Origin of the sequence: Bacillus sp. NMCC4, from assembly GCF_002998555.1 — a bacterium.
Taxonomy (GTDB): Bacteria; Bacillota; Bacilli; order Bacillales; family Bacillaceae; genus Bacillus.
On sequence record NZ_PVRA01000012.1, the window covers coordinates 52,207 to 71,356 of the forward strand.

The window sequence follows — 19,150 nt, forward strand, 5'->3', positions numbered from 1 at the left end:
TTTATTTAGAGTGAAGCTTTCACACGTTGAAAGACATCTGGAAAGTTGGTGAAAAGACCGGTGACGCCGTATTGCAGTAGACGGGTCATATCTGCTTCGTTGTTGACCGTATATGGGTGGAGGAGGAGTCCGTGGCTTCTGACCTGCTGTACGTTTTCAAGTGTCAATGCTCTAAAATTCGGTCCGACACCCACTGCATAAGATTTGATGAAATCGAGCTGATCATCTGTGATGGACGTCATTTGGGTTCTGTCTAAAAGCTGTACTTTGGGAAGGCGTGGATCTAATTTCTGTAGTTTTAGCAGGCTGTCTTGGCTAAAGGATTGGATAATGACCTGCCCTTTTCTTGTGTGTTTCCCGAGAAGATGATGTTTTTTAAGGGTAGCCAATAGCTTTTCTTCCATTTGCGGATAGATGTCTGGTTTTTTTGTTTCAATATAATAATTCTCTCGTTTGCCGAAATAGCGCAGCACCTCATCTAATGTGAGTACTCGCTGTCCGATATAGTTGGCATTTTGTCTGTCGGGATTGACTTCGTTAAACCATGTACCGGCATCAAGCTGTTTGATTTCGGCAAGTGTGAGGTCTTTGACCCAGCCTGTTCCGTTTGTGGTCCGGTCAACGGTTTCATCGTGCATGACGATGAGGTGTCCATCCTTTGTCATTTGAAGGTCGAGTTCGAGGTAATCCACATTCATCTTTGTAGCGAGTTTGTAGGAAGCCAGGGTATGCTCTGGTGCATACCCTGATGCTCCGCGGTGTGCAACGGTTAGAATACGATCTGGAGATAAAAGATGTTCATGTGCCGATATGGTGGTCGGCACCCACGCAAAAGACAGTAAAGCAAAAGAGAGCAACACGAAAGCAAGTAATCTACTTTTCTTCATATTTTATCCTCCTTTTACGGTAACTGCCTTCATCATAAGAAATAGATGTAAAGGGCATGTTGGGTGGATATGAATCTTTTATGTGATTTTCATTAAGCTTGCTCTACGCGCTTCCCTGTATTCCATGTCATCGCCAGGAAGACAATCGCAAGCACACAAGAACCAACCAGTAAAATGAAGCCTCCTGTCCAGTCATAGTGATCTACGACGACGCCCATCATCGCATTGGCAAAGGCAGAGCCGCCAATATAGCCAAAGAAGCCAGTGAGTCCGGCCGCAGTGCCAGCCGCTTTTTTAGGAGCAAGGTCAATGGCTTGAAGTCCAATGAGCATGACAGGTCCGTAAATCAAAAAGCCGATGCTGATAAGGGCGATGTTATCGACCATTGGATTGCCAGCAGGGTTTAACCAGTAAACGAGCACCGCAATTAACACCCCAGCCATAAAGAGGACGCCCGCTGGTGCACGGCGGCTTCTAAAGAATCGGTCGCTGATCCAGCCGCACAACAATGTCCCCGGAATGCCTGCATATTCATAAAGAAAATAAGACCAGCGTGAATGCTCTGGTGAAAAGCCCTTTGCTTCTGTTAAGTAGGTCGGCGCCCAGTCCACGACACCGTAACGGACGAAGTACACAAAGACATTGGCAATGGCGATATACCAAAGGAATTTATTGTTGAGTACATACTTAAATAAAATCTCTTTCACTGTTAATTCTTTTTCTTGATCTTCATACTGCTGTGCCGGATAGTCATTGCGATATTCCTCGATTGGCGGAAGGCCAGCGGATTGCGGGGTATCCCGGACGAGTAGAATGATCACGATGGAGACGATAATGGCAATGATGGCAGGGAAGAAAAAGATACTTTTCCATGTCGCAAACAGCACGATCCCTAAGGTGATGAGCGGTGCAAGAATCCCCCCGCCGATATTGTGAGCGACGTTCCAAATGGACATTTTCGTTCCACGTTCACTAACCGAAAACCAATGTGCCATCGTCCGTCCGCATGGCGGCCACCCCATGCCTTGGAACCAGCCGTTTAAAAACATGAATAAGAACATGATCCATACACTGGATGTCACCCATGGAAATGAGACAAATAGGATATTGATAAGGGCTGATAGAAAGAGTCCGGTGGCTAAAAAGTATCTTGGGTTACAGCGGTCTGAAATCATCCCCATGATGAATTTACTAAAGCCATAGGCGATGGAGACAGCTGCGAGTACAAAGCCTAATTCACTTTTCGTGAACCCTTCTTCCTGTAGATAAGGAATAGCAAAAGCGAAATTTTTGCGCAGCAAATAGTAGCCCGCATACCCGATAAAAATGCCTAAAAAGACTTGCAGCCGCAGCCGCTTATACGTCTCATCTGTTTTGGCATCATCGAGCCTGTCGATATGCGGAGCGGGTTTAAACCATTTGAACATAAAGATCCTCCTCCTGTAGTTGTCCGATTGACTGAAGCAAAAGTACGAGATCGGCGTTTGATCTTGTACTTTTTAAGAGACAAAAGAATTGATAACGCTTTCTTTTGTACTCCCATCATATCGGATGGAAGAGATGTTTATGATGAGGCTTTTGTCATTATTTTGGAAAAACAGTTCGTCAAGTAACGAAAAAAATCCGCACAATGGCGGATTTTTTCTTAGCTGTTACATAGACACATTAATTTTCGCAGATTTCTTTAGTTTTTCAATTTCTTTTTGTACTTCTTTTTGCTTTTCTTGAGATTCTAGCTGTTTTTTAATTTGTGATTTAACCTCTTTGTATTCAGGTGCTTTTTGCTTTTGTTTTTTCATTTCATCTGCGTATTGATCATAGTACGCTTTGACATCCTTTTCAGAGACGGACGCTGATTTGATTTCTTTGTCGACATACTGGCTGTATTTGATGCTGTCGGCAATGTCACTTTTCAGCTGATCCATTGTGAGTCCGCTTTTCTTAAGAGCTTCTTCAAATTGAGCGTTGTCTTTGAATTGTTTCTTTTCTTCTTTTAGCTGTTTATCTACCTGCTTGTCAGAGGCTTTGATGCCCTTCTTCTCAGCATCTTGCAGGATGAGCTCTTGACCTACGAGCGCATCAATGGTTTGTTTCTTGACTGCTTTTGCGCCTTCTTTAGAAGTTGGGTCTTGCCCTGATTGTTGAAGCTGGCCTTGAATGGTCGATAAAGCACTATTATATTCATTACCTGTGATTTTGTCTTGGTTGACGGTCGCCACGACCTTTTGATCATCGATTTTTTGTGCGTCTAATTTCTTTTGCATCTCTTCCATTTGCTTTTGCTGCTCTTTTTGGTCAGCCTGTGTTGTTTCTTTGCTTTTGGCTGAATCGTTTTGCTTATCTTGTTTCGCATCGTTTGACGAGCAAGCTGCAAGTCCCACTGATAACAGACAAGCGATGAGTGTATATGATATCTTTTTCATCATTTTCTCTCCCTTCGGTATGAGAACGTCTAGTGCGCATTCTAACCGTTTTTTAGGAAAAATAAAACCTTACAGCCGATTTGTTAGCGGATTGACATGTTTTTTATCTGTTTGTCCTCATTTTGTCTTCTCATAGTCATCTTATGACAAACTCAATCGTGGAATAATTGTTCCATCGCCTCGTCGATATTGGTAATGGGCTGGCGGCAGCTGTAGTTTTCACAAATATACACAGTGGTTCTGCCATCGATTGTTTTGTAATCTTTTGTAAAGGGCGCGAGCTGCGCTAATTCCTGCCCTGTTTCGGCAGTCAATATGATATCAAATGGCATGAAGCGTTTCCGAAGCGCCTGTAAAAGCCGTTCTTTTTGAGGATCGCCGTTTTTCCCGAGAATGATGATCTCTCTTTTTATTGCATATTGACTCAAGAGTCCTTGCAGAAACGCTGTGTGCCCGCTTGGATAGGAAGAGACATCGACATAAAACGCTTTGAACATCTGCTCTAATGTGTCCAGCCAATCCTGACGTCCGGTCAGTCTGCTTAGCATGAGAAGCTGCTTGAGTGCGGTGCTGTTACCAGAAGGCATGGCGCCGTCGTACACTTCTTTTTCTCGAACGATGAGCGCTTCCGCATCTGATCCTGAGAAGAAAAAGCCCCCTTTTTCCTTGTCCCAAAACAGCTCAAACATGTTCTCAGCTACTGTTGTGGCTTTTTCCAGCCATTCTTGTTCAAAGGTTGCTTCGTATAAGGACATATAGGCAGAAAGCATATGCGCATAATCCTCGATAAAGCCTAGATGCTTCACATCCCCTTCTCTATAGCGGACCATGAGCCGCTCGTGTTGGACGAGGTGTGTTTCTAGAAAAGACATCGCCTGTTTCGCCATACGGATGGCTTCCTCTTCACCGAATCCCCTTCCTGCTTTGGCGAGAGCAGAGATCATCAGCGCATTCCAGGATGTGAGCACCTTGTCATCGACAAGCGGTGCGGGACGCTGCTGTCTGACAGATTGTAAAATGTGCCGGGCTTCTTGCAGTTTAGACTGAAGCATATGGTCATCAATTGAAAAAGAGGCTTTGATGTCATCAAAAGAGGTGGAAATAGTATGAGGGATGTTCGCCCCTTCAAAGTTCCCCTCTTCTGTGATGTGATAGACAGCGCAGAATAAAGCGCCAAGGTCCTCGCCTAAATGAGCCATGATTTCGTCTTTTGACCAAACGTAATATTGCCCTTCTTTCCCCTCAGAATCTGCATCTATCGCTGAATAAAAGGAGCCGCCCGGATTCATCATATCTCGTTTAATAAAGTGGATCAGGTGTTGGACAAGCTTTTCATACTCAGGCTGTTGAGTAAGCTGATATGCTTCTGTGTAAGCTTCCATCAGCAAGGCGTTATCATACAGCATTTTTTCAAAATGAGGCACAAGCCATTTTTCATCCGTCGAATAACGAGAAAAGCCTGAACCAATATGGTCATAAATACCGCCATTTGCCATACCGTCTAACGTTTTCGTGACCGCATATAACGCATTTTCTTGCCCTGTCCATTCGTAATAGCGCATAAGGAACGTGAGCATATGAGGTGCAGGAAATTTTGGTGCGGAGCCGAATCCGCCATACAGCGTATCAAAGCTGCTCATGAGCTGATAATAGGCTTTGTGGATCGCCTCTTGAGACAAGGTATTTTCTGTCTGTCCTGCTGCTTTGATCCGCAAATTATTTGTCGCCTTCTCTGCTAATGAATCGATATGATCGCGGTCGTTGTGGTACGCATCCAGCAGTTGCGTCAGTGCTTCAATGAAGCCAGGACGTCCGTAAGCACTTCTCTTTGGAAAATAAGTCCCCGCATAAAAAGGCTTTTGATCAGGCGTGACAAATACGTTCAACGGCCAGCCGCCTTGCCCCGTCATCATCTGACAAACAGACATATACATAGAATCGATGTCTGGACGCTCCTCACGATCGACTTTAATCGAAATGAAATGCTCATTTAAGATGTCAGCGACTTGCTGATCTTCGAAGCTTTCGTGTGCCATGACGTGGCACCAGTGACAAGTGGCGTAGCCGATGCTGACAAGCACTGGTTTATTTTCACGCTTGGCTTTGTCGAAGGCTTCTTGCCCCCACGGGTACCAGTGAACTGGGTTGTGGGCGTGCTGAAGGAGGTACGGTGATTTTTCGTTGATGAGTTGGTTGGGTGTTTGGTTGTTTGGCATGGGTCACCTGCTTTTACATCATTAGTTTAATTTCATCTTAAATTTCTTAAGGAGTAGAGACTAAGTCATTATTTGAGTGTATCATTTTGTTAAAATATAGGTTTTTCTTGATATTTGGAAACTGAATAAACACCCTACAATTTTAAAATTCGAAGGAGTTCTAATGTCTAAAAAAATAATGAGACGGTTATCACTACTATGCTTTGTAATAGGTGTTCTACTATGGAGCCCTAATTTGATATTTGGATATGGAAGCGGATTATGGTTATTGAATTATCTATTAGGTCCAGTTGGTATTATATTAAGTATTTATAGTAGAAATTATCTTTATACGTTTTTAAACTTACTCACCACATTTAGTTTCTTTATCTTCATGTTTCTTGGGTATCACTGATTTACAACGTGACGTCAATTCACCTATCTAATACTAAATAATAAGAATGGAGAGATAAAATGGACTATGTTTATCAGAAAAAGGAAAAGAAAAACGGTAATTGTGTCATATCCGTTCGAGATAGATGGGAGAATTCAATTATTGAATTTGAAAAAAAGCTACATCACATTGATATAGTGGTTAATTACCGTAATGATAAAACAACGAAGTATTCAATGCCAATAGAGATTTTTGAAAAAGTTTACGATGATCTACACAGAGATAATTGAGGCCTAAACTTTTCAACGCCTCATTGATGTTCCATTTCAATTCTCCTCTACTTCTTCACCAGCACATATTGTAAGTGTTCTAATTCAAACATATCAATCAGTTCATCGATCTCTTTAAAATCGATATGTTTCCCAAATCGTTTTTTGCTTAGGTCAATTTCTACATCTAATTGATCGTCTTTTTCTTTCGTTTCCAGGCCGTCTACACAAGAGTAGATTTCAATGGTTTCTCCTTTGGACAGCTCTGTTTCAATGAAAAGGAAAAGAGGACGGAGAGAATGAATGATGCCTAAATCATAAACAAAAGGATGCGTGAATTTGTCTCTTACGGCTTCATAGACCGGATCTACATAAGCAATGTGAATGCCAGCAAAGTCCTCTTCTGTTTCGTATACTTCTATCAAGGGCTCTTCTTTTTGATAGGTTTTGGGCTTTTTTCGTTTTCTATCAACCGTTTTGATATTGAGTTCAGAGAGTGGTTTATAGGTGGGCTTTTGACCAAAGGTACCAAGCGGCAGCTCTTTATTAGCACCAATATAGTGATGTAAAGTCATATGTGTGTCCTCTTTTCGCCAACTAATTTCTCGTGCATTGATTAACTTCTTTTTATCAATAAATGGTGGAATGTGCAATTCTTTTTACATACGATCTATCCTTTCTCTATAAAAAGGAGGGCAAGTCGTTTGACTAAATACCTCTTAGGGTATACTATCTGTTCATAGAAAGAATAGAAAGGGGGACTTGTACATGGAATATAATCAGCAGATGAAGAACCGTCTTCGCCGGATTGAAGGGCAGATTAAAGGGGTTCTTGCGATGATGGAGCAGGGAAAGGATTGCCGCGAGGTGGTGACGCAGCTGTCTGCATCACGCAATGCCATTGATCGGGCGATGGGTGTGATTGTGAGTACAAACCTTGAGCAATGTGTCCGTGAAAGTCTTGAAGAAGGCAAGGATACGGAAGGTCTTGTGAAAGAGGCGGTTGAGCTATTGGTGAAAAGCCGGTAAGAAATTCCTCAGCCTTTGGAGGTTGACGGATTTTTTTACTTGTTGTAATATACCCTTACCGGTATGTGTATATATTTTTTGTTTTCTATATACCCCATAGGGTACTTAGGGTGAGGAGGAGCAGAATGGAAGAACAGAAAAAGCGCACGACGATTGTGTTATTTAGTGGAGATTATGATAAAGCGATGGCCGCTTACATTATTGCCAATGGTGCAGCAGCCTATGATCATGAGGTGACCATTTTCCATACCTTTTGGGGACTGAATGCCTTGCGTAAGGATGAGATGGTGCCAATGAAAAAGGGATTTTTAGAAAAAATGTTTGGTAAGATGATGCCGCGCGGGTCTGATCGTATGGGGCTGTCCAAGATGAATTTTGCAGGATTGGGCCCGAAGATGATCAAGCATGTGATCAAAAAGCACAACGCCATGACTTTGCCGCAGCTCATTGATATGGCGAAGGAGCAGGATATCAATCTCGTGGCATGTACAATGACGATGGATCTTTTAGGACTACAGGAGAAAGAATTATTGGATGACATTCAATATGCTGGTGTAGCGGCATATTTAGCAGAAGCTGAAATCGGACGTGTGAATTTATTTATCTAGTGGGGTGAAGCAGGATGGTGCAGACGATTTTACTCATCATCGTAATTGGATTACTCGTGATCCGCTTTCTAACGGTACGAGGTGTAAAGCAAATGGATGCAGCTCATATGAAAAAGAAGCTGAAAAGCAAAGGTCAACAGCTCATTGATGTGCGATCTCCTAGTGAATTTCAAACAAATCATATCAAAGGCTTTCAAAACATCCCGTTGTCTCATTTGAAGAAACGAGCTTCTCAGCTTGAGAAAAATGAAGAGGTCTATGTGATATGTCAAAGCGGAATGAGAAGTATGCAGGCGGCGAAAATATTGAAGAAGCAGGGATTTACTCAGATTACAAACATCAAGGGTGGCATGAATGCTTGGCATTAAATGCGCAATAAAATATACCCCTACCCCTATTTAAAGGAGGAGAAGACATGCAGCAACCAACTGTCATATTAGATGCAAAAGGACTGGCATGCCCGATGCCGATTGTAAAAACAAAAAAACAAATGAATGAGCTCTTGCCAGGCGATGTGCTTGAAGTGCAAGCCACTGATAAAGGATCAACAGCGGATTTAGCGGCATGGTCAAAAAGTGCAGGCCACGAATTTTTAGGAACAACAGTAGAAGGCCAGGTGCTTCATCATTTAATTCGTAAAGGCGGAGAACAAGAGAAAGAAGGGAAGTCCATGATTTCGGAACTGTCTTTGGAGACTTTTCAACAGAAAGTAAAAGAAGATCCATCTTTGTTTATTTTAGATGTGCGAGAGCTAGATGAATACGAGGCGGGGCATATTCCAGGAGCTGTTCATATTCCTCTTGGTGAGGTGGATCAACGTGCGGAGGAATTGAGCCGGGAGACGGACATTTACCTAATCTGTCATTCAGGCAGAAGAAGTGAATTAGCTGCGCAAAAGTTAAAAGAAAAAGGATTTCATCAATTGACGAATATTGTGCCAGGCATGAATAGCTGGACAGGAGCGATTGAAAAATAGGAGCTGAATGGAACATGACGGTAAAAGTGATGAACGCAGAGCAGTTAACAAAAAAGATTGTGAACAAGGAACCGCTCTTTTTACTAGATGTGCGAAATCAAGCGGATGTACAGGACTGGAAGATCGAAGGGGAAGCAATCGTTCATATGAATGTGCCTTATTTTGATCTCCTTGAAGGAGTAGAGGGCATTCTGCATGACATTCCTTATGACCGTGAAGTGTTGGTGGTTTGTGCCAAGGAAGGCTCCTCTATCATGGTGGCGGAGATGCTGTCAGAGACGGGCAGAACGGTCCATTATTTAGAAGGCGGTATGAAGGCGTGGAGCGAGCATCTAGAGCCAGTGAAGATCGGGGATTTAACCGGCGGTGGAGAGCTGTATCAATTTGTGCGTATGGGCAAGGGATGCCTGTCTTATATGATCATGTCGAATGGAGAAGCCGCAATTGTAGATGCAGCTAGAATGACGGATATCTATACCCGTTTTGCTAAAAAACATCATGTCTCTATCACGCAAGTGTTGGATACTCATCTTCATGCGGATCATATTTCTGGCGGGAAAAGACTGGCTGAACAGACTGGTGCCAGCTACTGGCTGCCGCCAAAAGATGCAGAAGAGGTGATCTTTGAATATCACCGTCTTGAAGAAGGGCAGCGGATGACGATTGGAGCGGCTTCCATTGATATTCACCCCCTTTACTCACCGGGGCATACGATTGGTTCAACATCTTTTATCGTGGATCATCAATATCTTCTTTCAGGTGATATTTTGTTCGTTGATTCGATTGGAAGACCTGATCTCGCTGGAATGGCGGAGGACTGGGTAGGTGATTTGAGAGAAACGCTTTATGACCGATATAGAGCACTTTCGAAAGAATTCATTGTATTGCCAGCGCATTTCATGATCATGGATGAAGTCAATGAAGACGGAAGCGTTTGGAAGGAGCTAGGCGTTCTATTTGAAGAAAATCATGGACTGAATATGGAAGATGAAGACGTATTTAGACAAATGGTCACGAAGAATCTACCCGCACAGCCAAACGCCTATCAAGACATTCGTCAAGCCAATATGGGGAAGCTGAGCCCAGATGATGAAGCGCAGCGTGAAATGGAAATTGGTCCAAACCGTTGTGCGATTCGGTAATGTCCAATAAAATAAGAAGAGAGGAATAATCAAATGACATCAGATCAAATTTTAGACGTAACAGGGCTTGCATGCCCAATGCCGATTATTCGGACAAAGAAAAAAATGAATGACTTGACGGAAGGTCAAGTTTTAGAAATACATGCAACAGATAAAGGGGCTAAAGCTGACTTGGCAGCATGGGCGAAGTCAAGCGGACATGAATTGATCACGCAGACGGATGAAGGACATGTGCTGAAATTCTGGGTGAGAAAAGGGTCCTAAAGGATGTTAGGGGTATCTGCTGAAGATCCCCTTTTCCTTTTGCAAAGGAGGAGACCAGCGTGGATTTTGCGTTTTTGATTACACTTTTTATCATCGGATGTATTGGTTCCTTCTTATCAGGAATGGTGGGGATCGGGGGATCTGTGATCAACTATCCTATGCTGCTTTATATCCCGCCACTGGTCGGTGTGATGGCACTATCGGCTCACGAGGTATCAGGAATTGGCGCTATTCAAGTGCTTTTTTCGACGCTCGGTGGGGTATTGGCCTACCGAAAAAGCGGGTATTTACATCGGTCGTTGATTTTATATATGGGGAGCAGTATATTGGCGGGCAGCTTATTAGGCAGTTATGTATCTCACTTTATGCCAGAGAATGGGATGAATCTCGTCTATGGATTGCTCGCGGTAGTGGCTGTGATCCTTATGCTGATTCCAAAAAAGGGACAGCGTGCAGACTCAGAGGGAGAAGTCACTTTTCATAAAGGGCTTGCGGCAGGTATTGCCTTTGTGATTGGCAGTGTTTCCGGGGTGCTAGGCGCGGGTGGAGCATTTATATTGGTACCGGTGATGCTGTCTATTTTAAAAATTCCTGTCCGGATGACGATTGCGTCCTCACTTGCGATTACGTTTCTATCTGCGATCGGTGCATCGACTGGAAAGGTATTGACGGGTCAAGTCATGCTTCTTCCTGCGGTTGTGCAGATGCTGGCAAGTTTAATAGCCGCTCCGATTGGTGCTAAGGTCGGTCAGAAAATCAACGCCGTCTACTTACAATGGGCACTTGCTGTGATGATTACGGCGACAGCGGTCAAAATTTGGCTGGATTTATTATAAAGAAAAGACCAACAAAGCGTGTTGGTCTTTTTTATTTGACGTCATCGTGCTCGATATATGTTTCAAGGGCTGGGTGAAACTCTTTTTGATAATGAAGGTTGGGGCATGTTTTCACGACTTTGCCTTGCAGGGCATTGGACTTAGAGACTTCTAATGCTGTTTTACATTTAGGGCAGCGTTCGGCAAACAGTGAGGGCCAGCGCTTCATATATCACCACTCCAGTTAAAGTCTTAAAAACCGATTATATTAATATGAATTATAGGGGATCGTGCAGGTGAGGTCAATGGGTGTTTGGGTCTTTTTAACAAAAAAAAAGCATCGTAAAGGATGCTCAGGCTGTCGAGAAAATCTCGACAGCTTTATTTTTTCCCTTAAACTTTCCATCTCCTCATTTTATAATAGAGAAAAGCATACTAAAGGAAGGTGTTTTTCTCATGTTCCACACTAGAAATTCTTCTCAGCACGAAGCCGAATTTGTATTGCTAGATCAACTGGTCGAAGAGGATCACCTGCTTCGTAAAATTGATCAGTACATTGATTTTTCATTTATCGTAGATAAAGTAAAACCGTATTATAGCGAGAATAAAGGTCGTCCTTCTCTTGATCCACTTATTTTGTTCAAAATGATGTTTATCGGATACCTGTACGGTATCCGTTCTGAAAGACAACTTGAAAAAGAAATTTACTATAACATGGCGTATAGATGGTTTTTAGGTTTGAACATCAATGACCCCGTTCCTCATCACTCGACCATTAGCTGGAATCGTCGTACTCGATTCAAAGATACAACGATTTTTCAAGATATTTTTGATGAAATTGTGCTTCAAGCCATCAATCATGATATGGTAGGAGGCCGCGTTCTTTTTACTGATTCAACTCATCTTAAAGCCAATGCCAATAAACATAAATATACGAGAAAAACGATTGAACAAGATACCCAGAACTATATAAATGATTTAGAAGAAGCGATCCAAGAAGATCGGGTGGCACACGGAAAAAAGCCCTTAAAGGTAAAAGAGGAGGTGAAAACGGAAAAAGACATTCGCCAAAGTATGACTGACCCTGAAAGTGGCTATCTTTATCGTGAAAATAAACCGGAAGGCTTTTTCTACCTAGACCACCGTACAACGGATATGAAGTACAATATCATCACGGATGCCCATGTCACGCCCGGCAATATCCATGATTCTGTTCCGTATCTTGATCGATTAGATCACCAAATCGCCCGATTTGGTTTTCAAGTAGAAGCTGTTGCCCTTGATTCTGGTTATTTGACAACCCCAATCTGTAAAGGTTTATCGGATCGCCGTATTTTTGGTGTCATCGCACATAGACGCTTTCATCCAACAAGAGGATTATTTGAGAAGTTGAAATTTCAGTATGACTCTGAACATGATCATTACATATGCCCAAATGGTGAGAAGCTATTATATACAACAACTGATCGAAAAGGTTATAGGTTCTACAAATCAGAGCCTAAAAAATGCGTATCGTGCCCTTTCCTTGAGAGCTGTACAAGATCGAAAAATCATCAAAAAGTGATCTCAAGACATGTATGGGAGGAACACAAAGAAAAGATCAGACAAAATCGTCTGTCTGCCTCTGGAAAAGAGCTATATAAAAAAAGAAAAGAAAAAATAGAGCGAAGCTTTGCAGATTCAAAACAACTGCATGGGCTTCGCTACTGCCGGTTGAGGGGAAAGCAGAATGTGAGTGAGCAAGTGCTTCTCACAGCTGCGTGTCAGAACATGAAGAAGATTGCCACACACCTAGCGAAGCTAGGCTAGGTGTGTGGGAGGCCTTTTTCATTAAATCTCATCCATCATAATTACGATGAAAATAAAAAAGATTGTAGAAAAACATGAGTTTCTCTACAATCTGAGCATCGTAAAGGATGCTTCTCTTTCGTTTCGATTCTCAATAAGCTTTTGCCCAAAAGACCATATCAGATGCAGGCTTTCCGCAGCAGACACATGTGTCTGAAACAGATTCCTGTTCAAATGGGATACAGCGTGAGGTCGCCCCTGTTCTCTCTTTGATGTCGTTTTCGCAATCTTCATCACCGCACCACATTGCTTTGATCAATCTGTTTTCTTCGGCAAGAAGCTGCTCGATGTCTTCGATTGTGTGGGCGTTTGATGTTTTTTCATGTAATCGTTCTTTTGCTTTTTCGTACATCGTCTGCTGAATGTCTTCAAGCGTGGAAGTGATGGTTTGTTCAAGTGCATCTAACTTGACGGCTTGCTTTTCACCTGTGTCTCGTCTTGCGAGCATCACTTGTCCTTTTTCGATGTCCTTTGGTCCTACTTCGACACGTAGAGGAATGCCCTGCATTTCACACTCGTTGAACTTCCAGCCTGGCTGTTTATCACTTGCATCGATGTCAGTACGTGCGATGCGGGTGAGTCGATCTTTCAACTCGTAGGCATGATCGAGCACACCTTCTTTATGAGAGGCGATTGGCACGATTCGCACTTGGGTTGGCGCAATGTTTGGCGGAAGGACGAGTCCTCTGTCATCACCGTGCACCATGATCATGGCACCGATGATTCTTGTCGTAAAGCCCCAAGAGGTTTGCTGGACATGCTCTAGTTTTCCTTCGCGGTTTAAGAATTCGATGCCAAATGCTTTGGCAAATCCGTTTCCGAAGAAGTGAGAAGTGGCCGTTTGCAGCGCTTTTCCATCATGCATCAAGCTTTCAACCGTATAGGTGAAGCGGGCACCAGCGAATTTTTCTTTCTCTGTTTTCCTGCCTTTAATGACAGGGATCGCTAGAAGCTCTTCACAAATAGACGCATAGATATGGAGCATTCTTTCTGTTTCTTCAATCGCTTCTTGTTCAGTCTCGTGACAAGTGTGCCCTTCCTGCCAGAGGAATTCAAGGGTTCTAAGGAATGGACGTGTTGTCTTTTCCCAGCGGACGACATTGGCCCATTGGTTATATAGCTTCGGTAAATCACGATAGGAGTGAATGATGTTTTTATAATGCTCGGCGAACAGCACTTCAGAGGTTGGTCTGACGCAGAGTCTTTCTTGTAATTCCGAATCACCGCCATGTGTCACCCACGCCACTTCAGGAGCAAAGCCTTCGATATGATCCTTTTCTTGCTGGAGCAGACTCTCTGGGATAAAGAGCGGCATATACACATTCTCATGCCCTGTTTCTTTGATTTGGCGGTCAAGTTCGTCGCGAATATTCTCCCAAATTTTAAAGCCATATGGCTGAATGATCATACTGCCTCTGACGCTTGAATAATCGACGAGGCGTGCCTTTGTGACAACATCTGTATACCACTGGGCAAAGTCGTCTTCCATGCTTGTGATTTTTTCAACAAATTGTTTCTTTGACATTGCATGTTCCTCCTTTGTAAAAACAAAAAAGCTGTGCTTTAAGTTAGGGACCATTCCTGGTGGTACCACCCTAATTTAAAGCACAGCTTTACACTCGATCATGATAACGGTATGAACCGCTGTATGAAACAGAACTAAATCGGCAGGTTCACTTGAAGATGTCAGTAGGAACTTCTCAGCACGGTTCCCTCTCTGTTAAAGGTCAATTCAAGCTACTATTCCAGATCTACGTTGATCAATGTTCGTTGATTTTTCATCAGTTTACCTGTAAATGCAGGAGAAAGCAAGTTGTACTGGGGTTTCTTTTCATGCTGTTCTGAGTGCTTTGTTTGATCGTGAATTTGCAGTCATTTCCTATTTTTACAGCTTGCCAGTTATGTAAGGCTATGCTAATATATTTGAAGAAAAAAATAGACTTGTATAACCTCAATAATATGGTTTGAGGGTTTCTACCAGGATCCGATAAATCCTGATTACAAAAGCGCGCTTTCCTTTTTTGTAATCAGGGTTTTTTTGTTTGTCTGCGCCCTGTATCAAAAGTGAAAGCGATGATATAGAGAAGGGATGTTAGACATGAACTGGAGAGTATATTTATTAGCCGTTTCTACTTTTGCGGTTGGATTAGTTGAGCTTGTGGTCGGGGGCATTTTGCCAAGCCTTGCAGAGGATTTGGATGTATCTCTTGCGACAGCTGGGCAGCTTATCACCGTATTTGCCATTGTGTATGCCATTTCAGCACCTGTGCTGCTGACTGCCACAGCTAAAATTGAACGAAAGCGTCTTTATCTAATCGCGTTATTGGTGTTTACAATAGGGAATGTATTCACATATTTTAGTTCGACTTTTGCCCTTGTCATGATCTCTAGGGTATTGATCGCAATGAGTACAGCGCTTGTCGTGGTGTTGTCACTGACGATCACTGCTAAATTGGTGGAACCAGCGCATCGTGCGAAGGCATTAGGGCTGATTTTTATTGGGATTAGTTCTTCACTTGTTCTCGGTGTACCGATCGGTATTTTTATTACAGAGAGCTTTGGCTGGAGAGTGATGTTTTTAGGAATCAGTATTTTATCAGCGATATCGATGGTGCTGATCTATTTCCTATTGGAGAAAATGCCTGTTGAAAAAGTGACACCTCTTAGAGAGCAAATACGTTCTTTAGGGCATCCGAAAATTTTTAGTGCACACTTGATTAGTTTGTTTATGCTGGCAGGTCATTATATGCTTTATTCTTATTTCACTCCGTTTTTAATGGAAGTTCTGCATATGACCCCGTTCTGGATTAGTATTTGTTATTTGGTCTTTGGGCTTGCATCTATTGGCGGGAATGGGTTTGGCGGCTGGCTTAGTGACAAGCTGGGTTCAGGGAAAGCCATTTTGCTGGTGACAATCGCGTTTGCAGTTGTGATGTTTATCATTCCTTATACAGCGGGTGTGTTTGTCCTCTTTATGATCATGGTTGTCCTATGGGGAGCGCTTAGCTGGGCATTAACGCCTGCCTTGCAGAGTTATTTGATTCAAACAGATCCTGTGACGTCTGATATTCAGCAAAGCTTAAATACATCGGCCTTGCAAATTGGTATCTCAATTGGATCAGCGGTTGGCGGTGTCCTGTTTACGATGACCGGTTCATCTGTTGATCTGGCGAAATTCGGTGCAGTGTTTGTGCTGATTGCCTTTAGCTGTGCGGTGATTTCGTTGAAAAGACCACCACTTTATATGGATCGTCAGCATCGTGCTGAATAGCTGCCTCATGATAGGCAGCTTTTTTTATGTTCTATATTATTTCAACATCTCACGAAAAGAGCCTTTCTTTCCATGAATTATAGCAAATAAAAGAAAGAGGAGCTGTGACATGATGGGTCAACTAGTAGAAAAGTGCATACACCATTTTCAGGTCTGATGGCCTGTTCTTTTTCTCACACTGACATTTCTTTTGACTCCTCTTTTAATTATTAGTACCATTTTATTAACCAGTTAAGAGTGGAGGTTCAGATGGAAACTAAAGAGCAGATTGTATTAAAAGCGATTCAAGATCTGATTATGCATAGGGAAAAGAGACGGAATGATCCAACAGATCCACTGATTACCACGACTGATACACTCAAGCAAGATTGGACACTCACACAGCTTCACATTTTATCGATGATTCAAGCCAATCCAAACGAATCAAATAATACATTTCTTTCTCAACAACTAAAACTATCAAAGCCTGCCATTACAAAGGCTGTGAAAAAACTAATTGATAAAGGCATGGTGGACTATTGCCACCGGCAAGGGGATAAGAAATCTGTCTACTATTCATTGACAGAGAAAGGCACGCAATTGGCAGCGCTGCATGATGAACTACATGAAAAAGCCGTCGCGTCCTACTTAGAATTTCTCCAGCAGTTTCATGAAGATGAATTACAAGTAATTGAGCGCTTTTTGAAGGCATGGAAAGAAAAAATATAGATTAAAAAAACCGAAACCATCGTAGAAAATGAGATGATTTCGGTTTTTTATATGGTAAAATTAACATATATTGACGTTATTCCTGATCATGTTAAAAGGGAGGGAGCTTCTCTGGGGAAAGAAATGATGGAAAATTTTAAAAAGTCAGCAGCCATCATGCCGTTCGTAGGACTGTTTGTCAGCTTGCTATTATTTGTTTACTATTTTGGCATTACAGGAGTTGAAGAACCTGTTTGGGCGGCCGCTTTGTATTGTGCCCTGCCCTTTTTAGGGTACACGATCTTCTATCTGCCTGTATGTATTTATTTTAAAGTCAGTAAAAAACGCTCAATCCATAAAAATGAGGAACAGACGTGATTGTGGTCAGCGCTTGCCTTGCTGGGTTGAAGGTCCGGTATAATGGCAGCCATCGATTAGATCAGCGAATTGAAGAGCTTGTGCAGGAAGGAAAGGCTGTGACAGTTTGTCCTGAACTGCTTGGCGGCTTCTCTACGCCTAGACCACCGGCAGAAATCATTGGCGGAGATGGATATGATGTTTTACGGGGGCAGGCTGCTGTTGTCGATGTTCATGGAACTGACGTCACAGAGATGTATGTAAAAGGTGCAAAAGCCACGCTGGAACAGGTTCAGTCTCTGAAAGCAACAGCGGTTGTGTTAAAAGAGTACAGCCCTTCTTGCGGGAGCCGGCTGATTTACCAGGGAGAGTTTAACGGTAAGACAAAAGCGGGGGATGGTGTGACGTCCGCCTTGCTGAAACAGCATGGGATTCAAGTGTTCTCTGAGGAGGATGATTGGACTTCGTTGTTTTAATAGGTGTGGCGTGGATAGAAGGAGGAGCTAGGTTGAAAAGGTGGATCATTGGTGTAGGTGTAGTGGTTTTAATAGGAATAGGTATTTATTTTATGATCAATACCAAAACATACTCTTTTGATGATGTGACCTCACTGGATAAGAATAAGGTGACTTCGATTCAAATTGAGCATGATAATGAGCAAGTTGTGGTAGATAAGAAAGAAGATATTCAAAAGCTGCTGAATGAATTTTCAGGTATGAAATTAAAGAAGGCGAATGGCGCTAAAAAAGAAACAAAAGAGTCTTATTGGATTAGGGTGTTAGAGGAAGGCAATGTTACATACGGATTCGTCTTTTATGATCAAGCTTATTTAGAGACATATGATGGTTCTAAAACGAAAAATAAGATCAGCGAATACCAAATCGTTGACGCCAATCAAGTCGATATAGGACAATATATCAAATAACACCAGCGAAATTTCTTGCATGATCAATAGAAAATTCGGGTATAGTGCTTGGTAAGTAAAAATGAAGCGGAGGTTTGTTTGATGAGTGGATTAACAGATACAGTCACATTAGCAAACGGAGTAAAAATGCCGAAGCTAGGCTTTGGTGTATGGCAGGTAAAAGACGGGGAAGAGGCTGTAAATGCAGTCACAGACGCTCTTGAAGCGGGCTACCGCAGCATCGATACAGCAGCAGCCTATCAAAATGAAGAAGGGGTAGGCAAAGCCATTCAGCAATCAGGCATCTCTCGCGATGATCTGTTTATTACGACAAAGGTCTGGAATCGTGATCAAGGCTATGAAGCAACACTTGAAGCCTTTGAAACAAGTATGAACAAGCTTGGGCTAGATGTATTAGACCTTTATTTAATTCATTGGCCAGTTGAAGGTAAATATAAAGATACTTGGAAAGCACTAGAGAAGCTGTATAAGGATGGACGCGTTCGAGCCATCGGTGTGTGTAACTTCCATCAGCACCACCTAGATGATTTATTAGAAGAGGCAGAAGTTGTGCCAATGGTCAACCAAATCGAGCTACATCCTAAGCTAACGCAGGAGCCTTTACGAGACTACTGCAAGGAGAAAGGGATTCATGTAGAAGCGTGGTCACCATTAGGCAGCGGGAAGCTTCTGAACCATCCTGTTCTTCAGGATATTGCGAAAAAACATGACAAATCCGTGGCTCAAGTCATTCTTCGCTGGGACTTGCAGCATGGCATTATCACCATTCCAAAATCTGTGACGAAGAGCCGAATCATCGAAAACACACAAGTCTTCGATTTCGAGCTGTCCGCACATGAGATGGGTGTCATCGATCAGCTCAATGAAGATGAGCGCACAGGTCCAGATCCAGATAACTTTGATTTTTAATCGAAAGAAAAGCACAGGTGAGATGGGACTGACCCCCGTTTTTGAGACAGGGATCAAAACACCTTTATACAGCCAATTGCCGATAGTTTATCGGTGATTGGTTGTTTAGTTTCGTTTGAATACGAATGTTGTTATAATAATAAATGTATTC

The 19,150-nt window shown here is 42.6% G+C and carries 23 protein-coding genes, 1 pseudogene and 1 riboswitch; of the genes and pseudogenes, 15 read left to right on the plus strand and 9 right to left on the minus strand.

Features of this window, described 5'->3' with window-relative positions:
- Positions 1 to 5 precede the first annotated feature (5 nt).
- The 5 genes and pseudogenes from C6Y02_RS17565 to C6Y02_RS19570 form a co-directional block, all read right to left on the minus strand.
- Positions 6 to 887, minus strand: coding sequence for a glycerophosphodiester phosphodiesterase (locus tag C6Y02_RS17565; RefSeq protein ID WP_060595417.1), 882 nt, complete (start codon positions 885 to 887; stop codon positions 6 to 8).
- Positions 888 to 979: 92 nt separating this feature from the next.
- Positions 980 to 2,314 (minus strand): glycerol-3-phosphate transporter, encoded by a 1,335-nt coding sequence (glpT, locus tag C6Y02_RS17570; protein WP_034664381.1) that lies wholly within the window; start codon positions 2,312 to 2,314, stop codon positions 980 to 982.
- Positions 2,315 to 2,539: 225 nt separating this feature from the next.
- Positions 2,540 to 3,310 (minus strand): SurA N-terminal domain-containing protein, encoded by a 771-nt coding sequence (locus C6Y02_RS17575; protein ID WP_106031878.1) that lies wholly within the window; start codon positions 3,308 to 3,310, stop codon positions 2,540 to 2,542.
- A 152-nt stretch (positions 3,311 to 3,462) separates the two neighbouring features.
- On the minus strand, positions 3,463 to 4,950 hold the full coding sequence (locus tag C6Y02_RS19670) for a thioredoxin domain-containing protein (RefSeq protein WP_317615148.1): 1,488 nt from the start codon (positions 4,948 to 4,950) through the stop codon (positions 3,463 to 3,465).
- Between the two features lie 84 nt (positions 4,951 to 5,034).
- A pseudogene (locus tag C6Y02_RS19570) lies at positions 5,035 to 5,526 on the minus strand (thioredoxin domain-containing protein); the annotation flags it as partial.
- Positions 5,527 to 5,979: 453 nt separating this feature from the next.
- Between C6Y02_RS19570 and C6Y02_RS19575 the strand changes: the two are divergent.
- On the plus strand, positions 5,980 to 6,189 hold the full coding sequence (locus tag C6Y02_RS19575) for a hypothetical protein (protein ID WP_106031881.1): 210 nt from the start codon (positions 5,980 to 5,982) through the stop codon (positions 6,187 to 6,189).
- A 47-nt stretch (positions 6,190 to 6,236) separates the two neighbouring features.
- Here the strand turns inward: C6Y02_RS19575 and C6Y02_RS17595 are convergent, their stop codons facing one another.
- Positions 6,237 to 6,743 (minus strand): hypothetical protein, encoded by a 507-nt coding sequence (locus C6Y02_RS17595; protein ID WP_106031882.1) that lies wholly within the window; start codon positions 6,741 to 6,743, stop codon positions 6,237 to 6,239.
- Between the two features lie 193 nt (positions 6,744 to 6,936).
- On the opposite strand from C6Y02_RS17595, the gene C6Y02_RS17600 reads away from it, so the two are divergent.
- The 7 genes from C6Y02_RS17600 (at position 6,937) to C6Y02_RS17630 (ending at position 11,023) form a co-directional block, all read left to right on the plus strand.
- Positions 6,937 to 7,197, plus strand: a complete 261-nt coding sequence (locus tag C6Y02_RS17600) for a metal-sensitive transcriptional regulator (protein WP_099726207.1) — start codon at positions 6,937 to 6,939, stop codon at positions 7,195 to 7,197.
- 125 nt (positions 7,198 to 7,322) lie between these two features.
- A complete protein-coding gene (locus tag C6Y02_RS17605) occupies positions 7,323 to 7,805 on the plus strand; it encodes a DsrE/DsrF/DrsH-like family protein (RefSeq protein WP_106031883.1) in 483 nt (160 codons plus the stop codon).
- Positions 7,806 to 7,819: 14 nt separating this feature from the next.
- Positions 7,820 to 8,173 (plus strand): rhodanese-like domain-containing protein, encoded by a 354-nt coding sequence (locus C6Y02_RS17610; RefSeq protein ID WP_106031884.1) that lies wholly within the window; start codon positions 7,820 to 7,822, stop codon positions 8,171 to 8,173.
- Positions 8,174 to 8,220: 47 nt separating this feature from the next.
- On the plus strand, positions 8,221 to 8,781 hold the full coding sequence (locus tag C6Y02_RS17615) for a sulfurtransferase TusA family protein (RefSeq protein ID WP_060595428.1): 561 nt from the start codon (positions 8,221 to 8,223) through the stop codon (positions 8,779 to 8,781).
- 14 nt (positions 8,782 to 8,795) lie between these two features.
- The gene (locus C6Y02_RS17620) at positions 8,796 to 9,923 is read left to right on the plus strand and encodes an MBL fold metallo-hydrolase (RefSeq protein WP_106031885.1); all 1,128 of its coding nucleotides are present in this window, start codon (positions 8,796 to 8,798) and stop codon (positions 9,921 to 9,923) included.
- Positions 9,924 to 9,956: 33 nt separating this feature from the next.
- Positions 9,957 to 10,187: a sulfurtransferase TusA family protein gene (locus C6Y02_RS17625; protein ID WP_034664361.1), complete on the plus strand. Its 231-nt coding sequence runs from the start codon at positions 9,957 to 9,959 to the stop codon at positions 10,185 to 10,187.
- Between the two features lie 59 nt (positions 10,188 to 10,246).
- Positions 10,247 to 11,023, plus strand: a complete 777-nt coding sequence (locus C6Y02_RS17630) for a sulfite exporter TauE/SafE family protein (protein ID WP_106031886.1) — start codon at positions 10,247 to 10,249, stop codon at positions 11,021 to 11,023.
- 31 nt (positions 11,024 to 11,054) lie between these two features.
- On the opposite strand, the gene C6Y02_RS19395 is transcribed toward C6Y02_RS17630, so the two are convergent.
- Positions 11,055 to 11,231 (minus strand): hypothetical protein, encoded by a 177-nt coding sequence (locus tag C6Y02_RS19395; RefSeq protein WP_003216908.1) that lies wholly within the window; start codon positions 11,229 to 11,231, stop codon positions 11,055 to 11,057.
- A 227-nt stretch (positions 11,232 to 11,458) separates the two neighbouring features.
- On the opposite strand from C6Y02_RS19395, the gene C6Y02_RS17635 reads away from it, so the two are divergent.
- Complete coding sequence (locus C6Y02_RS17635) at positions 11,459 to 12,811, plus strand: IS1182 family transposase (protein ID WP_106031887.1); 1,353 nt, start codon at positions 11,459 to 11,461, stop codon at positions 12,809 to 12,811.
- Between the two features lie 130 nt (positions 12,812 to 12,941).
- Here the strand turns inward: C6Y02_RS17635 and proS are convergent, their stop codons facing one another.
- Entirely contained in the window at positions 12,942 to 14,375 is a 1,434-nt protein-coding gene (gene proS / locus C6Y02_RS17640; protein ID WP_066031392.1) for a proline--tRNA ligase, read from the minus strand.
- 396 nt (positions 14,376 to 14,771) lie between these two features.
- Positions 14,772 to 14,871, plus strand: a riboswitch (purine riboswitch).
- Positions 14,872 to 14,948: 77 nt separating this feature from the next.
- On the opposite strand from proS, the gene C6Y02_RS17645 reads away from it, so the two are divergent.
- The 6 genes from C6Y02_RS17645 (at position 14,949) to C6Y02_RS17670 (ending at position 18,999) form a co-directional block, all read left to right on the plus strand.
- Positions 14,949 to 16,121 (plus strand): MFS transporter, encoded by a 1,173-nt coding sequence (locus C6Y02_RS17645; protein WP_106031888.1) that lies wholly within the window; start codon positions 14,949 to 14,951, stop codon positions 16,119 to 16,121.
- Positions 16,122 to 16,370: 249 nt separating this feature from the next.
- Positions 16,371 to 16,829, plus strand: a complete 459-nt coding sequence (locus C6Y02_RS17650) for a MarR family transcriptional regulator (protein ID WP_034664352.1) — start codon at positions 16,371 to 16,373, stop codon at positions 16,827 to 16,829.
- A 126-nt stretch (positions 16,830 to 16,955) separates the two neighbouring features.
- Positions 16,956 to 17,186: a hypothetical protein gene (locus C6Y02_RS17655; protein ID WP_223250469.1), complete on the plus strand. Its 231-nt coding sequence runs from the start codon at positions 16,956 to 16,958 to the stop codon at positions 17,184 to 17,186.
- Positions 17,183 to 17,641 carry a 2-thiouracil desulfurase family protein gene (locus C6Y02_RS17660; RefSeq protein ID WP_106031889.1) on the plus strand — a complete coding sequence of 153 codons (459 nt, stop codon included), beginning with the start codon at positions 17,183 to 17,185 and terminating at the stop codon, positions 17,639 to 17,641. The genes C6Y02_RS17655 and C6Y02_RS17660 overlap by 4 nt, the downstream gene beginning before the upstream one ends.
- A gap of 32 nt (positions 17,642 to 17,673) precedes the next feature.
- Positions 17,674 to 18,090, plus strand: coding sequence for a hypothetical protein (locus C6Y02_RS17665; protein WP_106031890.1), 417 nt, complete (start codon positions 17,674 to 17,676; stop codon positions 18,088 to 18,090).
- A gap of 81 nt (positions 18,091 to 18,171) precedes the next feature.
- A complete protein-coding gene (locus C6Y02_RS17670) occupies positions 18,172 to 18,999 on the plus strand; it encodes an aldo/keto reductase (protein WP_066031391.1) in 828 nt (275 codons plus the stop codon).
- A gap of 64 nt (positions 19,000 to 19,063) precedes the next feature.
- On the opposite strand, the gene C6Y02_RS19185 is transcribed toward C6Y02_RS17670, so the two are convergent.
- On the minus strand, positions 19,064 to 19,150 hold an 87-nt coding region (locus tag C6Y02_RS19185), incomplete at its 5' end, for an IS3 family transposase (RefSeq protein WP_133257282.1).

Coding starts and splice junctions, on each gene's coding strand:
- C6Y02_RS17565 (WP_060595417.1), bottom strand. CDS start 887: ATGAAGAAAAGTAGATTACTTGCTTTCGTGTTGCTCTCTTTTGCTTTA.
- glpT (WP_034664381.1), bottom strand. CDS start 2,314: ATGTTCAAATGGTTTAAACCCGCTCCGCATATCGACAGGCTCGATGAT.
- C6Y02_RS17575 (WP_106031878.1), bottom strand. CDS start 3,310: ATGAAAAAGATATCATATACACTCATCGCTTGTCTGTTATCAGTGGGA.
- C6Y02_RS19670 (WP_317615148.1), bottom strand. CDS start 4,950: ATGAGCAGCTTTGATACGCTGTATGGCGGATTCGGCTCCGCACCAAAA.
- C6Y02_RS19575 (WP_106031881.1), top strand. CDS start 5,980: ATGGACTATGTTTATCAGAAAAAGGAAAAGAAAAACGGTAATTGTGTC.
- C6Y02_RS17595 (WP_106031882.1), bottom strand. CDS start 6,743: ATGACTTTACATCACTATATTGGTGCTAATAAAGAGCTGCCGCTTGGT.
- C6Y02_RS17600 (WP_099726207.1), top strand. CDS start 6,937: ATGGAATATAATCAGCAGATGAAGAACCGTCTTCGCCGGATTGAAGGG.
- C6Y02_RS17605 (WP_106031883.1), top strand. CDS start 7,323: ATGGAAGAACAGAAAAAGCGCACGACGATTGTGTTATTTAGTGGAGAT.
- C6Y02_RS17610 (WP_106031884.1), top strand. CDS start 7,820: ATGGTGCAGACGATTTTACTCATCATCGTAATTGGATTACTCGTGATC.
- C6Y02_RS17615 (WP_060595428.1), top strand. CDS start 8,221: ATGCAGCAACCAACTGTCATATTAGATGCAAAAGGACTGGCATGCCCG.
- C6Y02_RS17620 (WP_106031885.1), top strand. CDS start 8,796: ATGACGGTAAAAGTGATGAACGCAGAGCAGTTAACAAAAAAGATTGTG.
- C6Y02_RS17625 (WP_034664361.1), top strand. CDS start 9,957: ATGACATCAGATCAAATTTTAGACGTAACAGGGCTTGCATGCCCAATG.
- C6Y02_RS19395 (WP_003216908.1), bottom strand. CDS start 11,231: ATGAAGCGCTGGCCCTCACTGTTTGCCGAACGCTGCCCTAAATGTAAA.
- C6Y02_RS17635 (WP_106031887.1), top strand. CDS start 11,459: ATGTTCCACACTAGAAATTCTTCTCAGCACGAAGCCGAATTTGTATTG.
- proS (WP_066031392.1), bottom strand. CDS start 14,375: ATGTCAAAGAAACAATTTGTTGAAAAAATCACAAGCATGGAAGACGAC.
- C6Y02_RS17645 (WP_106031888.1), top strand. CDS start 14,949: ATGAACTGGAGAGTATATTTATTAGCCGTTTCTACTTTTGCGGTTGGA.
- C6Y02_RS17650 (WP_034664352.1), top strand. CDS start 16,371: ATGGAAACTAAAGAGCAGATTGTATTAAAAGCGATTCAAGATCTGATT.
- C6Y02_RS17655 (WP_223250469.1), top strand. CDS start 16,956: ATGGAAAATTTTAAAAAGTCAGCAGCCATCATGCCGTTCGTAGGACTG.
- C6Y02_RS17670 (WP_066031391.1), top strand. CDS start 18,172: ATGAGTGGATTAACAGATACAGTCACATTAGCAAACGGAGTAAAAATG.